The organism is Pseudanabaena biceps PCC 7429 (assembly GCF_000332215.1).
Taxonomy (GTDB): Bacteria; Cyanobacteriota; Cyanobacteriia; order Pseudanabaenales; family Pseudanabaenaceae; genus Pseudanabaena; species Pseudanabaena biceps.
The window spans coordinates 22,686-35,507 of sequence record NZ_ALWB01000021.1 but is presented as its reverse complement, the minus strand read 5'-3'; the positions used below and the strand labels follow the sequence as shown (position 1 = coordinate 35,507).

Sequence of the window (12,822 nt, the reverse complement as noted above, 5' to 3'; positions counted from 1 at the left end):
CCTTGCGTAGCAAGGCTTTTACTTTTGGGCTTTTAAAATTTGCCAGCTTAACCCGAACTGACGTTTATTAGCGTGAAATGGGCATTTCAGAATCCACCCCCCATTAGCTGACCAGTACCATAAACAATAAAATCGGTTAGATTAAATTTTGGAAATTTTACCCATAATTACTACGTTTAGGCTATTTTGAAAGAATGAGGTAAATACTAGTTCAAAAATACTTATCAAAACTTTTCTATCTCATACTGTTTGAAGCAAACCATTAACAAGATATTTGAGTTAAAAAAATGAACACAGATGCAATTTTAACTGGCTTAAAATCTTTTGAACTCAAATATAATCCCGAGTTTGTTGAAGCGGCCTTGGACAAGAAAGAAGAGATCACCCCCCATCTCATTGCCGCTTTGGAACAAGTTAGAGACGATCCTGAAAGGCAGTTAGAAGAGCAAGAAGGTGAGTTATATATCTATGCCTTAATATTATTAGGGCATTTTCAAGAACCAAAAGCTCATCAAGTAATTATCGATTTGTTTAGTTTGCCTGATCCCTGGCCAGAAGACCTATTTGGGGACATTGTCACCGAATACTTACCAATTCTTTTGTTGCGAACTTGCGGAGGCTCTATTGAAGGGATAAAATCTCTCATCCTCAACAAGAATGCCTATGAATTTAGTCGTGGTTCCGCCATAGTTGCGATGAGTTATGCGTGGGTCGAGGGAATTGTTCCCCGATCAGAATTGTTATCTTTCTTGGGTGGACTATTTACAGGAGATGAAGCTGCCCCAGATTCATTTTTTTACTCTCAACTAGCCTACACTTTGTGTGATATTTGTCCTGAAGGATTAGTAGATGTCCTTAGCGACGCTTTAGACCGAGAGCTAGTTGATGAGATAAGTATCAATCGGGACGATATTCAAAAAGCTTTAGATTTAGGGGAAGAGAAAAGTCTCGCACATCTCAGAGAAGAGATCGCTAAAGCTTCCTTAGATGACATCTATGAGGTTCTCGAATACTTTCCTGGTGCTCAGATCGAAATGCTTCCCTCTCCTGTTATAACTCAACCACAGATGAATAAGCCAAAAACAAATCAAGTTTGGAATCAGCCAAATCTTAAACCTAAAAAGAAAAAAAACTTCTGGGAGCTATAAATTAAAATCCCAAAACATATGTGTCGCACGCAACATGTTTTTTACTTGCGCCTAGCTACCCATAGCTGTCGCTGTACTAGGACATAAACCCCAAGAATTGATTGGCGGCGCGAAGTGCCGCCAATCAATTCTTGGGGTTTGATTTATCCTAACGTCAGTTCGGGTTAAGCTGGCAAATTTTAAAAGCCCAAAAATAAAAGCCTTGCGTAGCAAGGCTTTTATTTTTGGGCTTAGAGAAAGGGTTTGCTAAGCAAACCCTTTCTCTAAGCCAGTTTCAAATTATCCCCAACTCACGTTAAATAAAAAAGCCCAGAGTTGTAAAAGTACTCACTAGCTGATCTTTGGTCGCTAATTATTTACTTTCAAAAGTCTGGACTTTTGTTTAGTTTTGAATCTGTTGAAATTTACTATCTTTTAAACTATTAACTATAAAGATGAACTTTAAAGTTTAACTTCGATGTCAACACCTGCTGCTAAATCGAGCTTCATGAGTGCATCGATAGTTTTTGCCGAAGGCTGATAGATGTCAATAATTCGACTATGGGTACGTGTTTCAAAATGTTCGCGAGAGTCTTTATCTACGTGGGGCGATCTTAGGACGCAGTAGATACGACGGCGGGTTGGCAGAGGAATAGGGCCAACAGCCGCAGCGTTTGTACGATTAGCAGTTTCGACGATTTTTTCGCAAGAAGAATCTAGCAGGCGATGATCGAAAGCTTTGAGACGAATCCGAATCTTTTGTTGTTGAGGTGCCACAGTCTTAGGAATTTATTCGGGTAAAATTTTCAGCGTTTCTTATATTAGCACTCTAATTCCATAAAATCAAAAAAATCTTGCGAAAGCTTAAAGTAATCAAAATCGACCTAAAGCGATCGCAGACAAAATACAAGAAGTTTGGCTACTTAAACTCGTCAATCGATTATGCATTAGGGATTACTTTGATTTAACCTAGTTTTAACCTATTCTTAATAAACGGTAACTTGATTGAGCTACCGTATTTTTCTTGTTTAGTTGATTTTCTTGTTGCCAGAGGTGAGGTAATGCTGCAAACAAATGATCCAACCCAGTTGTTGGTCTTATTGTTGGGTGGTTCCATGCTGCTTTTGTATGGAGTTAAGCTGATTACCGACTCTATGGAACACGCATTCGGCACAAAGCTACAGTTAGCGATGATGACTCTAGCCAACCGTCCCTTGACAGCTTTCGGAGTCGGTGTTGTCGTGACCATGATTACCCAAAGCTCTACGGCAACCGCTTCGATCATGATTGGCTTGGTGAGCGCTCAATTGATTCCCCTAGCGGCGGCGATCGTTATTTTGTTGGGAGCCTCGGTGGGATCGACGCTGATTGTGCAGTTACTAGCTTTTCGGTTTACTGACTATGCCCTAGAATTTTTGGGAATAGGCGCTACGGTCGCCTTTCTGTCGCGCAAAACGAAATTACGGGATATTGGGCACGCTGTGTTTAGTTTTGGTTTGGTAATTGTGGGGCTGTGGATGATTGGCATTAGTAGCACCCCGATCGCCGATAGCAGTATCACAAGAGCGATCATGCAGACCCTTGCTCAATCACCATTGGTATTGGTGTTATTGGGAATGCTACTAGCGGCGGTATTTGTTTCCAGCATTGCGGCGATCGGTATTGTGATTGTGCTTGCATCAGGCGGGGCTTTACCTTTAACGGCGGCGCTGGCGGTGATGCTAGGAGCAAATATTGGTACAACGATTACGCCTTTGCTAACGGCACTGGGGCAAACGAATAGGTTGGGGCGGCGACTGGGAGTTATCTATATGGGAACTCGCTTAGTTGGGGTGCTGGTGGCGATGTTGTTGCTTAATCCCTTGGCAACTTTATTAACCCAAATACTACCTAATCCCGCGACCCAAGTGGCGATCGCCCATATGGCTTTTAATGTGATTTTAGCGATCGTCTTCGTTCCCTTAGCCGATAAGTTGGCAACTCTAGCATCTGGGCTATGGCGAGAACCAGACAAAACCAAAAAATCGAAAAAAACATTGTATTATCTCGATCCTGATGCTTTAACCTTACCTGCGGTGGCTTTGTCTCAGGCGATGCGAGAAGTGCTGCGAATGTCCGACTTGACCACGGAAATGTTGCAATTGAGCATTCAGGCTTTTGAAGAGGGGACTAAGGATTTACCGAAGCGAATTGGTAACTTAGATGATCGCTTAGACAAACTGGATGCCGCGATTAAAAATTTTTTGATCCAGTTAAATGATGCATCTTTGAATGAAGAACAGGCACGGCGTGAGTTATGTCTGTTGCATATCAGTACCGAATTAGAAGCGATCGGCGATATTGTGGATCGACAACTGATGCGCCTCGCTCGCCGTAAACGCCGTAAACAGATTGCCTTTCCCCAACCACAATGGAACGATATCGTGTCTTACCATCGTGAAGTGTTAGGACTTCTGCAACGGGTATTGGCGGGAGTGGCGACCCAAGATATTGAAATTGCGGAAGAGGTGCTAGCCTATCGTCAATATCTCAACCAAATTAAGCGCGAGATGTATTTGCGTCATTTGCAACAACTAAGCTCTGGAGAGCCCACAGATCTTGATGCTAGCTCGATTCATCTGGAAATGGTGAATGCGATGTCTCGGATTTCTTCGCATACTTGCAGTATTGCCCGCGCTGTGCAGGGAGACTTGTAGGTTTGAGGTAGATTTAGGCATAGAGATATGCTTTTTTGCTGCTAAAATCAAGCTTAAACACATCTATAAACATCTACACAATCCTGTCTAGAAATATGTCATTCCTGCTCTCTTCGCCATTTCTTGCGCCCATTGTCTATGCGACGATCGCAGGTGCATATTTACTGGTAATCCCCCTGTTAGTGCTCTTTTATTTCAAAGCACGTTGGTACAAAACAGGTTCCCTAGAAAGAGTATTTCTCTGCTTTTTAGCCTTTTTCTTCTTTCCTGGACTATTATTACTATCCCCATTCTTTAATTTTCGTCCTCAAGCAAGAGCCATTTGAGATTAGGTCGCAATCTTAAAGATAAAATCTTAAATATTTGCTCTTTAAGATTTTATCTTTAAGATCCATGAGTTCGTGATCGTCAGATTTTAGCCAATAGCGGGAGATATTAGGAAGACAGTTCTTGACATTTTCTGCTGGAAGGAAGCCCTTAGAGATTAAAACTATGCGCCGTATTGATGCTATAGCGATTATGGTAGCTTTTTTTGGATTTGGTGGTTTCGCCTTTTGGATGTTTCGAGCCTATGGTTTTGATACAACCAATGCAGGGGTATGGAGCCAAGTGGTTTTAGTTGGTGTTTTAATAGCTTGGATTTCTACCTATGTATTTCGAGCCGTTACGCAAACTATGACCTATAACCAACAGCTTGATGACTACAAAAAAGCAGTTTTGGCTAAGCGCTTAGAGGAAATGTCACCTGAGGAGCGGAATATTTTACTGGCAGAAGTAGAGGCAGAGAATCAGTTAGTTCGACAAGTTCAACCTATAGATCAAAAAGCCGTCAAAGATGAATGAATCAGCGATCGCCTTACTACTCACTGTTTCATCCGAAACCTCTCGCAAAGCGAATTAGTTCTTTTGGTTTCCCAAGAGATTTGGGAGAACGTTTTCAGATAGTCCAGAAGTGGCTGTATTTTGCCAGTGATGGGGAACCATCAAATTTAATTGCTGAAGCGCAATTTTTGCATGATATTTTTGTTGATATTTTAGGATATAAGTCTCCTTTTGAGACCAGTGGTGGTGCGTGGGAGCTAGAATTACACCCCAATCCTGCCCTTGGTTTTTTTACCGAAACCTCAGTCAATGTAATTGCCGAAGTTAGGGTTAATACTGCGGAAGAGGGAGCAATCGTTAAGCCCGAACCGGAGTATGAAACAACTGAGTGGCTGATTGTTTTAGATTATCGAGAAATTTGTCTTTACCACCGTGACGTATCGAGTTTGTTCTGTCAGCGATTTTCTTGGGAGTCTTTGGCGGATTTAGATCAGTTCAAGGCTTTTTATTTTTTGCTGTCACGACGAACTTTACTCAGGGGAATTGCTAATAGTGAAGAACGATCGCGGACTACCCATTTACTAGAGGAGTCACACCAACTCGAATCGGAATTTCTCAAAAATTTTTACAGTCACTACTACAAAATTCGCAGTCAGCTAATTAAGGATTTCCGCTATCGTTTGCAATTGTTAGCCCATCCTTCACAGTCTGTACAAACAAATCTCCAGATTAAGGCGGAAGATGCGATCGCGATCGCCATTTATCAAGCCCAAAAATTATTAAACCGCATTTTATTTATCGCTTACTGCGAAGACCGGCAGCTATTACCCGCCAATTTAATTAAGGATGCCTACGAATTTGTAAATCCCTATATCGAGCAACCAATTTGGGAAAACTATAAAGCAATATTTGGTTGGGTACAAAATGGTAATGCTAATTATTCCATGCCGATCAATGCTTATCCATCGGGGCTATTCGCGAGAGATCCCATTCTAGATCGGGCTTTATTTGTTGGGGATGAATTATGCCGTCAGATTAAAGAGATTACCCGTTTTGACTTTTGCGAAGATATCACCCGTCATATCCTTACCTGCCTTTTTGATGAATCGATCAAGGAATTATCACAATATCGTAAAGATCTGAGCAATCTCAGTAAACGCCGCATTCCCAAATTGCCTTGTAAAGCGATTTTGCAAAGTGAATCGGTAATTCGGGTTTTGAAACAGCACCTATCTATATCCAAGATTCCTCGTGATGGCGATCGCCGATTCACTCAAGATACTCTAGCCTATTGCCAAGAATATCAAGAGCGTTTATTAAAGGTTAAAGTTTTGCATCCCAAGTGTGGGGCTGGGGTATTTCTGGTCACTGCCTTAGAGTTTTTACTTTCTGAACATGAGCGCATCTATCATTTATTAACCAAGTTTACCAATGATGTCGAATCGATCGCCTATACAACGCCTGCGGAGACGATCGCCCATATTCTGCAACATAATCTATTTGGCTGTGATGTTGTGGAAGAATCTATTGAAATCACGCGCCTTTCCCTCTGTTTGCGATCGCTAGAAATCTACGTCTATTTGCCAAATTTTGAGCAGAATATTCAGCTAGGCGATATCTCGACCTGTGATTTTGGGGAAGAGTTTAATGCGGCGAATGAGCGTGGTGAAGTGGTAATTCTCAAATAAAAGCCCTGCAAAGCAGGGCTTTTATTTGAGTCTAGGCTTCGTAGGCTTCTAGAGGTAGGCAAGAACAGACAAAATTGCGATCGCCAAAGGCATTATCAATCCGTCCAACGCTCGTCCAGAACTTATGTTCCTTTAGCCAAGGCGCGGGATAGGCAGCTTGTTGGCGGGTATAGGGGTGAGCCCATTGGTCGGCTAAGAGAGATTCCGCTGTATGTGGCGCATTTTTGAGGGGATTATCAAGTTTATCGAGATCACCAATGGAAATCGCCTTAACTTCTTGCTTAATTGCGATCATCGCCTCACAGAAGCGATCGATTTCCGTCTTCGACTCGCTCTCCGTCGGCTCGATCATCATCGTTCCCGCAACTGGCCATGACATGGTGGGTGCATGGAAACCATAATCCATCAAGCGCTTTGCCACATCATCCACCTCAATCCCTGCGATCGCCTTGCAATCATGCAGATCGATAATACATTCATGGGCAACAAACCCATTTTTGCCCTTATAGAGAATTGGATAATGGGGAGCAAGACGATGCGCCATGTAATTAGCATTCAAAATTGCCACTTCTGTCGCCAATTTAAGTCCCTTCGCTCCCATTAAAGCAATATATACCCATGAAATTGTCAGAATACTCGCACTACCCCAAGGAGCCGCCGAAATTGTTGTTTGATCGGGATTAGCCGTAAAAGGATGTTTTGGTAAAAATGGTACTAGCTGCGGTGCGACGCAAATCGGCCCCATTCCAGGACCGCCGCCACCATGGGGGATACAAAAAGTCTTGTGCAAATTCAAGTGGCAGACATCCGCACCGATATCTCCTGGACGACAAAGCCCAACTTGGGCATTCATGTTTGCGCCATCCATATAAACCTGTCCACCGTAATAGTGAATGGTGTCACAGATATCCTTAATCGATTCTTCAAATACCCCGTGGGTTGAAGGATAGGTAATCATGAGAGCAGCAAGTTCGTACTGATGCTTTGCGGCTTTTTCTTTCAGGTCATTGACATCAATATTGCCTTCCCGATCGCAGTTTACCGTAACCACCTTCATCCCAGCCATAACGGCGCTAGCAGGATTAGTCCCATGGGCTGAAGTCGGAATGAGGCAGATATGGCGATTGGTTTGTCCGCGATGGAGATGATATTCGCGAATAGTCAGTAGTCCCGCATATTCTCCCTGAGAACCTGCATTCGGTTGAAGCGACACTCCCGCGAAACCAGTGATTTCCGCCAGCCAAGTTTCTAATTGTTGAAAAAGAATTTGATAGCCTTGGGTTTGTTCTAATGGCACAAAGGGATGAATGTTCCCAAATTCAGCCCATGTAACGGGAAGCATTTCTGAAGTGGCGTTTAACTTCATCGTGCAGGAGCCGAGGGGAATCATTGATGTTGTTAAGGATAAATCCTTCGCTTGCAAACGATAGATATAACGGAGTAGTTCTGATTCAGAATGATAGGAATTGAATACAGGATGTGTGAGATAGGAGGAATTACGGATTAGGGAATTAGGAATTAGGAATTGGGAATTGGGAATTGGGGATTGGGGATTGGCTGTTTTCTCGCTAGCAAAAATTTCGATCAGATCGGTTAAATCTTGTTTGGCGACGGTTTCATCTAAACTAATGGCGATCGCACCATCTTCAAAGTAGCGTAAGTTAATTTGCCTAGCAGCAGCTCGGATTCTAACTTCATTCATTGAGAGCCCGTTCAACTCTATCCGAATCGTATCGAAGAAAGAGTGATGGGTAACGGTATGCCCTAAATTCTCTAAGGCTCCAGAAAGGGTCGAAGCTAAGAGATGTACTCGCTGGGCAATCCGCTTTAACCCTGCTGCGCCGTGATAGACCGCATACATACTCGCCATGATCGCCAACAAAACTTGCGCCGTACAAATGTTGCTGGTTGCTTTGTCGCGGCGAATATGCTGCTCGCGGGTCTGTAGAGCTAGACGTAGGGCTGGACGACCATGGACATCTTTAGAAATGCCGATCATGCGTCCTGGCATTTGTCGTTTGTAGGCATCCTTTGTCGCCATATAAGCAGCATGGGGACCTCCATAGCCAAAGGGAACGCCAAACCTCTGGGCACTACCGATTGCAATATCGGCTCCTAACTCAGCGGGAGCTTTAATCAAAGTAAGCGCTAGTAAGTCGGCGGCAACGATCGCTAAGCCACCATGATCGTGAATTTGCTGAATACATTGGCTGTAGTCATAAATCGCGCCATCGCTAGCAGGATATTGCAGCAAAATGCCAAAGTAACTCTCATCAAATATAAATTCGTCATGTTTCGCAATTTCCACTTCAATCCCTAAAGGAATTGCGCGGGTTTTCACAACAGCTATCGTTTGCGGATGACAATCAGCCGATACAAAGAATTTATTACCTTTGTTCTTGGCAAGTCCCGCCGCCATTGTCATTGCCTCAGCCGCCGCAGTTCCTTCATCTAAAAGCGAAGCATTGGCAATCTCTAAACCCGTTAGATCGATAATCATGGTTTGGAAGTACAGTAGGGCTTCCAAACGCCCTTGAGCGATTTCAGCTTGGTAGGGAGTGTACTGGGTATACCACCCTGGATTCTCTAAAATATTGCGCTGAATAATCGGTGGCGTGATGCAGTTGTAATATCCAGTGCCAATATACGAGCGCCAAACTTGGTTTTTTGAGGCGATCGCTTTCAATTCCTGTAGCAACTCGTATTCCCCACGCGCTTCCCCCAATTGTAATGGCTGTCTAGTGCGAATGGCATTAGGAACGGTCTTATCGATCATTTCATCAAGAGATTCACAGCCGATCACAGCAAGCATCTGCTGAATCTCTGCGGACGTTACGCCGACATGGCGGCGGATAAAACTATCAGTTGGGGCAAGTGCATCATTACTGAGACAATCTGCTAAGTAGTCGCGATGGTTTGGAGCTTGGGAAAAGGCTGGAACCCTCGATTCTTCTATTTTTGTGGTTTCGGCGATCGAAGAATCTTGGGCTGTCACGATGAGCGAAGGTTCCAACATAGATTTTATAACTTGTATAGACATATCTATGCTATTACAAATTTATTACAAAGTGTTAAGCGTTGCTTGAATTTGTTATGCGATCGCGAGTCTAAGAGGACGATGAATCTAAATGGATCGCCGTAGTTGAAGAAGGTGAAGAAATTGATATTGAATCTAGTTGGGAGTATTTAAAGCATCATGGCTACAGAGTCGAGATACCTGCTCCACTAGAATGACTTAGTACAGCAGCAGGATTTAACTGAATTATCAGCAGAACTACGCCGAATTTTTAAATAAATCTGTATTTCTAGGTATGTTAGCTTTATGTTATGTAATTTTATGACTAGAACTGAGGTTAAGCCATGTTAGCTACAGATACTTCTACACAAATAAATGTTAGACAGGCTTTAATCCAAGAAATTGCTCAGACTTCAGATCCTCTCTTAAGCGAAGTTTTAGACTTTCTTTTGTTTATTAAAGCAAAGCATTCATCAGTACAATTAGAATCACCAACAAATGTTGGTGAATTAATAGAAGATTATGATGATCCTAAAGAAAAAATCTTGCAAGATCTTCGCCAGTCTTTAGAGGATGTTAAAGCTGGAAGAGTTCACGATATTTCTGAGCTTTGGGATGGAATTGATGTCTAGTGATGATTCTAAATTGAGGATTCAGTTTACAGATATTTTTAAGCGTCAAGTTCGAGATTTGGCAAAGCGCTATAGACGTATCAAATCAGATATTCAACCAGTTTTAGATCAACTTCAATGTGGTGATTTAGTCGGCGATCAGGTTCAAAATACTGGCTATACAGTTTTAAAGTTCGCATCAAAAATAGTGATATTCAGAAAGGTAAAAGTGGGGGATATAGGCTGATTGGTACTGGTTCGCTAAATCGTGATCGACGTATTTGCGTCTTTTTTATTGGCATGAAATGGGCGTTTCAGAACCTATCCCAAATTAGCTGACCAGTGTCGGCTTGACTGAAGATGAAATTGTGGAATTGCTAGAAATACCTTTAGAATTAGTCAAGAATGTAAACTTTGAATCTAATTAAATTTGCTTGTTGTTAAGCTTTGAGATCTTTTATGCAGCCCAATGTAAAACTAAAACGGCAAAAACTAGGTAAGAAATTTTCTTGGACTCCCTACTTATTTCTATTACCAGCGATCGCTTTTCTTGGTCTAACCTCATTTTTACCAGTATTACAAGCAATATATCTGAGTTTTACTGATTATGATTTTGTCGGTAGCCCAACCTTTACGGGGTGGCGCAACTATATAAACCTTTTCAAAGATCAAACCTTCTGGAAAACCCTAGGTAACACTCTCACCTACTTAATATTTGCAGTTCCCAGCCTAGTTGTTTTACCTCTATTCTTAGCAATATTAGTCAATCAAAAATTACGTAGTATTAATTTTTTTAGGGCAATTTATTACTTCCCAGTTATTGTTTCTGTAGTTGTGGCAGGAATTGCTTGGAAGTGGGTTTACGCCCAGAATGGAATCTTAAACTATTTTCTTTCGGCGATCTCATTTCAATCTGTAACAATTCCTTGGCTTACCGATCCTAAAACCGCTATCTTTGCCATTATCGCCGTAGTTGTATGGCGAGGTGTTGGCTACTATATGGTAATTTATCTTGCGGGATTGCAGGCAATCCCCGCCGACTTGTATGAGGCGGCAGCAATTGATGGATCTGACGGTTGGCAAAAGCATTGGGATATTACCATTCCGCTAATGAAACCATATATTATTTTAGTGGCAGTAATTTCTGCGATTGGGGCAATGAAAGTCTTTGAAGAAGTCTATATCATGTCTCAAGGTGGTCCTGCTAATAGTACGAAAACCGTTGTTTACTATTTATATGACAAAGGTTTTACCAGCTTGGAAATGGGATATGCATCGGCGATCGGAGTGTTTTTATTTCTAATCATCTTTATTATTTCAATTCTAACCTTTAAATTTATTAATCCCGCTAAGGTAATTACCTAAGTAACTCAGCATAATTAAAATTCAGATCTAAAACCTGCGGCGCACGAGCAGCGTGCGCCGTAGGTTTTAGGGTTTTATATTTAATTAAGCCCACTTACTTAGAGACTCTACCCATATTGATTTATACCAATGCACGAAAGTGGGACAACACTTTTGTGAATTAAAAGCTAAATCTAGTAAGGGTTTTCAAGTTAAGAAATGGCGTAGCCATTTCTTAACTTGGTATTAGAAAATATTAGAAAATATTAGAAAACAACTAGAAAACAACTGGAAAACAGAAATCATGCCAAGTGATCATATACCAAGTAATAATCCAAGTAATAATAAGCCGAGCGATCGCAAAGTTCCACATTTACTAACAGCGAGTGATATTGCCAATTTACCAGAGGTTACAAAGCTCCATTTTCTCAACGCCAATTTTACTGCCCCATCTTTGCCGCATGGAATGCGGAATCCCTTTGCAGAGGACTTGGTTTATTTGATGGGTGGCGAAAGATTAGATTTTGATATATCTGAATATCCAAAGAAACAAAAACGTAATTTTCGGAGTCACCAGCAAAGGCAAATTGTCGATTTCGACAATATTACTAATGTTTGAAACCCATGTCTGAAACCCATGTTTGAAACTATTTATTCTCTATTATTTCTATTGTGTATTTCTTTGGCGATCGCTCCGTCAGCATTCTCTCAAGATCGGCTCCCCAGCATCCCCAAAACAAATCTAGACTTTCAATCCCAATTTTCGCGTCATTTAGCTCAAAACTTACAGGAAGCAAAATCTGAGGGTTGTTTTGTTTTATACGACCTAAAACGCGATCGCTATATTCGCTACAACTCGATCCACTGTCAAAAGCGATATATTCCTGCCTCAACCTTTAAAATTTTTAATTCACTGGTTGCCCTTGAGACCAAGGCGATCGCTGATGAAAATACCGTAATTCCTTGGAATGGAGTTAGCAATCAATCCTTTCCCGATTGGAATCAAGACCAAACCATGCGAACTGCTTTTAAGCGATCGGTAGTTTGGTTTTATCAAGACTTAGCGCGGCGCGCTGGCAAGGAAAGGATGGCGAAGTATATTGAAGCTGCTGGCTACGGTAATCAAAATATAGAAGATAAAATTGATACTTTTTGGTTGAAAGGTAAACTAAGGATTTCGCCTGAGGAGCAGATTAAGTTTTTAGTCAAACTATACAAAGGCGATTTACCCTTCTCTCCTGCGGTAATCAATACAGTTAAGGACATCATGGTTATCGAGCGTCAAGAAAATTACACCCTTCGAGGTAAGACTGGCTGGGGCAGTAATGTTGATGGATTGCAAAATATTGGTTGGTATGTCGGTTATGTAGAAAGAGATAATAATGTCTATTTCTATGCTTTGAATATGACAAATCAAGATCCAAAGTTTGACATGATCTCCATTCGCAAAAAGATTTTATTTGATACCTTGAGAGATTTACAACTCGTTGACTAGAAAAGAGCTGCGCAAAGCACGGC

General features: G+C 41.7%; 12 protein-coding genes. 10 read left to right on the top strand and 2 right to left on the bottom strand.

Features of this window, described 5'->3' with window-relative positions; genetic code table 11:
* Positions 1 to 287: 287 nt before the first annotated feature.
* Complete coding sequence (locus tag PSE7429_RS23295; protein ID WP_009625826.1) at positions 288 to 1,148, top strand: DUF1186 domain-containing protein; 861 nt, start codon at positions 288 to 290, stop codon at positions 1,146 to 1,148.
* A 441-nt stretch (positions 1,149 to 1,589) separates the two neighbouring features.
* Here PSE7429_RS23295 and rpsJ read toward each other — a convergent pair whose 3' ends face one another.
* A complete protein-coding gene (rpsJ, locus tag PSE7429_RS04235; RefSeq protein WP_009625825.1) occupies positions 1,590 to 1,904 on the bottom strand; it encodes a 30S ribosomal protein S10 in 315 nt (104 codons plus the stop codon).
* A 284-nt stretch (positions 1,905 to 2,188) separates the two neighbouring features.
* Between rpsJ and PSE7429_RS04230 the strand changes: the two genes are divergently transcribed.
* The 4 genes from PSE7429_RS04230 (at position 2,189) to PSE7429_RS04220 (ending at position 6,333) form a co-directional block, all read left to right on the top strand.
* Complete coding sequence (locus tag PSE7429_RS04230) at positions 2,189 to 3,823, top strand: Na/Pi cotransporter family protein (RefSeq protein ID WP_009625824.1); 1,635 nt, start codon at positions 2,189 to 2,191, stop codon at positions 3,821 to 3,823.
* Positions 3,824 to 3,918: 95 nt separating this feature from the next.
* Positions 3,919 to 4,149: an NAD(P)H-quinone oxidoreductase subunit L gene (gene ndhL, locus PSE7429_RS24175; protein ID WP_009625823.1), complete on the top strand. Its 231-nt coding sequence runs from the start codon at positions 3,919 to 3,921 to the stop codon at positions 4,147 to 4,149.
* 166 nt (positions 4,150 to 4,315) lie between these two features.
* Positions 4,316 to 4,666: a DUF3007 family protein gene (locus PSE7429_RS04225; RefSeq protein ID WP_040687239.1), complete on the top strand. Its 351-nt coding sequence runs from the start codon at positions 4,316 to 4,318 to the stop codon at positions 4,664 to 4,666.
* The gene (locus PSE7429_RS04220; RefSeq protein ID WP_009625821.1) at positions 4,663 to 6,333 is read left to right on the top strand and encodes a DNA methyltransferase family protein; all 1,671 of its coding nucleotides are present in this window, start codon (positions 4,663 to 4,665) and stop codon (positions 6,331 to 6,333) included. Before PSE7429_RS04225 ends, PSE7429_RS04220 begins: the two co-directional genes overlap by 4 nt.
* Positions 6,334 to 6,364: 31 nt before the next feature.
* Here PSE7429_RS04220 and gcvP read toward each other — a convergent pair whose 3' ends face one another.
* Entirely contained in the window at positions 6,365 to 9,349 is a 2,985-nt protein-coding gene (gene gcvP / locus PSE7429_RS04215; RefSeq protein ID WP_009625820.1) for an aminomethyl-transferring glycine dehydrogenase, read from the bottom strand.
* 344 nt (positions 9,350 to 9,693) lie between these two features.
* On the opposite strand from gcvP, the gene PSE7429_RS25405 reads away from it, so the two are divergent.
* The 5 genes from PSE7429_RS25405 to blaOXA all read left to right on the top strand — a co-directional run bounded on the left by PSE7429_RS25405 (position 9,694) and on the right by blaOXA (position 12,799).
* Positions 9,694 to 9,981: a hypothetical protein gene (locus PSE7429_RS25405; RefSeq protein ID WP_009625819.1), complete on the top strand. Its 288-nt coding sequence runs from the start codon at positions 9,694 to 9,696 to the stop codon at positions 9,979 to 9,981.
* On the top strand, positions 9,974 to 10,207 hold the full coding sequence (locus PSE7429_RS04205) for a hypothetical protein (RefSeq protein ID WP_052017645.1): 234 nt from the start codon (positions 9,974 to 9,976) through the stop codon (positions 10,205 to 10,207). Before PSE7429_RS25405 ends, PSE7429_RS04205 begins: the two co-directional genes overlap by 8 nt.
* Positions 10,208 to 10,419: 212 nt before the next feature.
* A complete protein-coding gene (locus PSE7429_RS04200; protein ID WP_009625817.1) occupies positions 10,420 to 11,325 on the top strand; it encodes a carbohydrate ABC transporter permease in 906 nt (301 codons plus the stop codon).
* Positions 11,326 to 11,608: 283 nt separating this feature from the next.
* A complete protein-coding gene (locus PSE7429_RS04195) occupies positions 11,609 to 11,923 on the top strand; it encodes a cupin domain-containing protein (protein ID WP_009625816.1) in 315 nt (104 codons plus the stop codon).
* Between the two features lie 18 nt (positions 11,924 to 11,941).
* Entirely contained in the window at positions 11,942 to 12,799 is an 858-nt protein-coding gene (gene blaOXA / locus PSE7429_RS04190) for a class D beta-lactamase (RefSeq protein ID WP_009625815.1), read from the top strand.
* Positions 12,800 to 12,822 lie beyond the last annotated feature (23 nt).

Excerpts from the sequence above, each read along its gene's own strand:
- PSE7429_RS25405 (WP_009625819.1), top strand. The coding sequence starts at position 9,694 with ATGTTAGCTACAGATACTTCTACACAAATAAATGTTAGACAGGCTTTA.
- PSE7429_RS04230 (WP_009625824.1), top strand. The coding sequence starts at position 2,189 with ATGCTGCAAACAAATGATCCAACCCAGTTGTTGGTCTTATTGTTGGGT.
- PSE7429_RS23295 (WP_009625826.1), top strand. The coding sequence starts at position 288 with ATGAACACAGATGCAATTTTAACTGGCTTAAAATCTTTTGAACTCAAA.
- PSE7429_RS04225 (WP_040687239.1), top strand. The coding sequence starts at position 4,316 with ATGCGCCGTATTGATGCTATAGCGATTATGGTAGCTTTTTTTGGATTT.
- gcvP (WP_009625820.1), bottom strand. The coding sequence starts at position 9,349 with ATGTTGGAACCTTCGCTCATCGTGACAGCCCAAGATTCTTCGATCGCC.
- PSE7429_RS04200 (WP_009625817.1), top strand. The coding sequence starts at position 10,420 with ATGCAGCCCAATGTAAAACTAAAACGGCAAAAACTAGGTAAGAAATTT.
- blaOXA (WP_009625815.1), top strand. The coding sequence starts at position 11,942 with ATGTTTGAAACTATTTATTCTCTATTATTTCTATTGTGTATTTCTTTG.
- PSE7429_RS04195 (WP_009625816.1), top strand. The coding sequence starts at position 11,609 with ATGCCAAGTGATCATATACCAAGTAATAATCCAAGTAATAATAAGCCG.
- PSE7429_RS04205 (WP_052017645.1), top strand. The coding sequence starts at position 9,974 with ATGTCTAGTGATGATTCTAAATTGAGGATTCAGTTTACAGATATTTTT.
- PSE7429_RS04220 (WP_009625821.1), top strand. The coding sequence starts at position 4,663 with ATGAATCAGCGATCGCCTTACTACTCACTGTTTCATCCGAAACCTCTC.
- ndhL (WP_009625823.1), top strand. The coding sequence starts at position 3,919 with ATGTCATTCCTGCTCTCTTCGCCATTTCTTGCGCCCATTGTCTATGCG.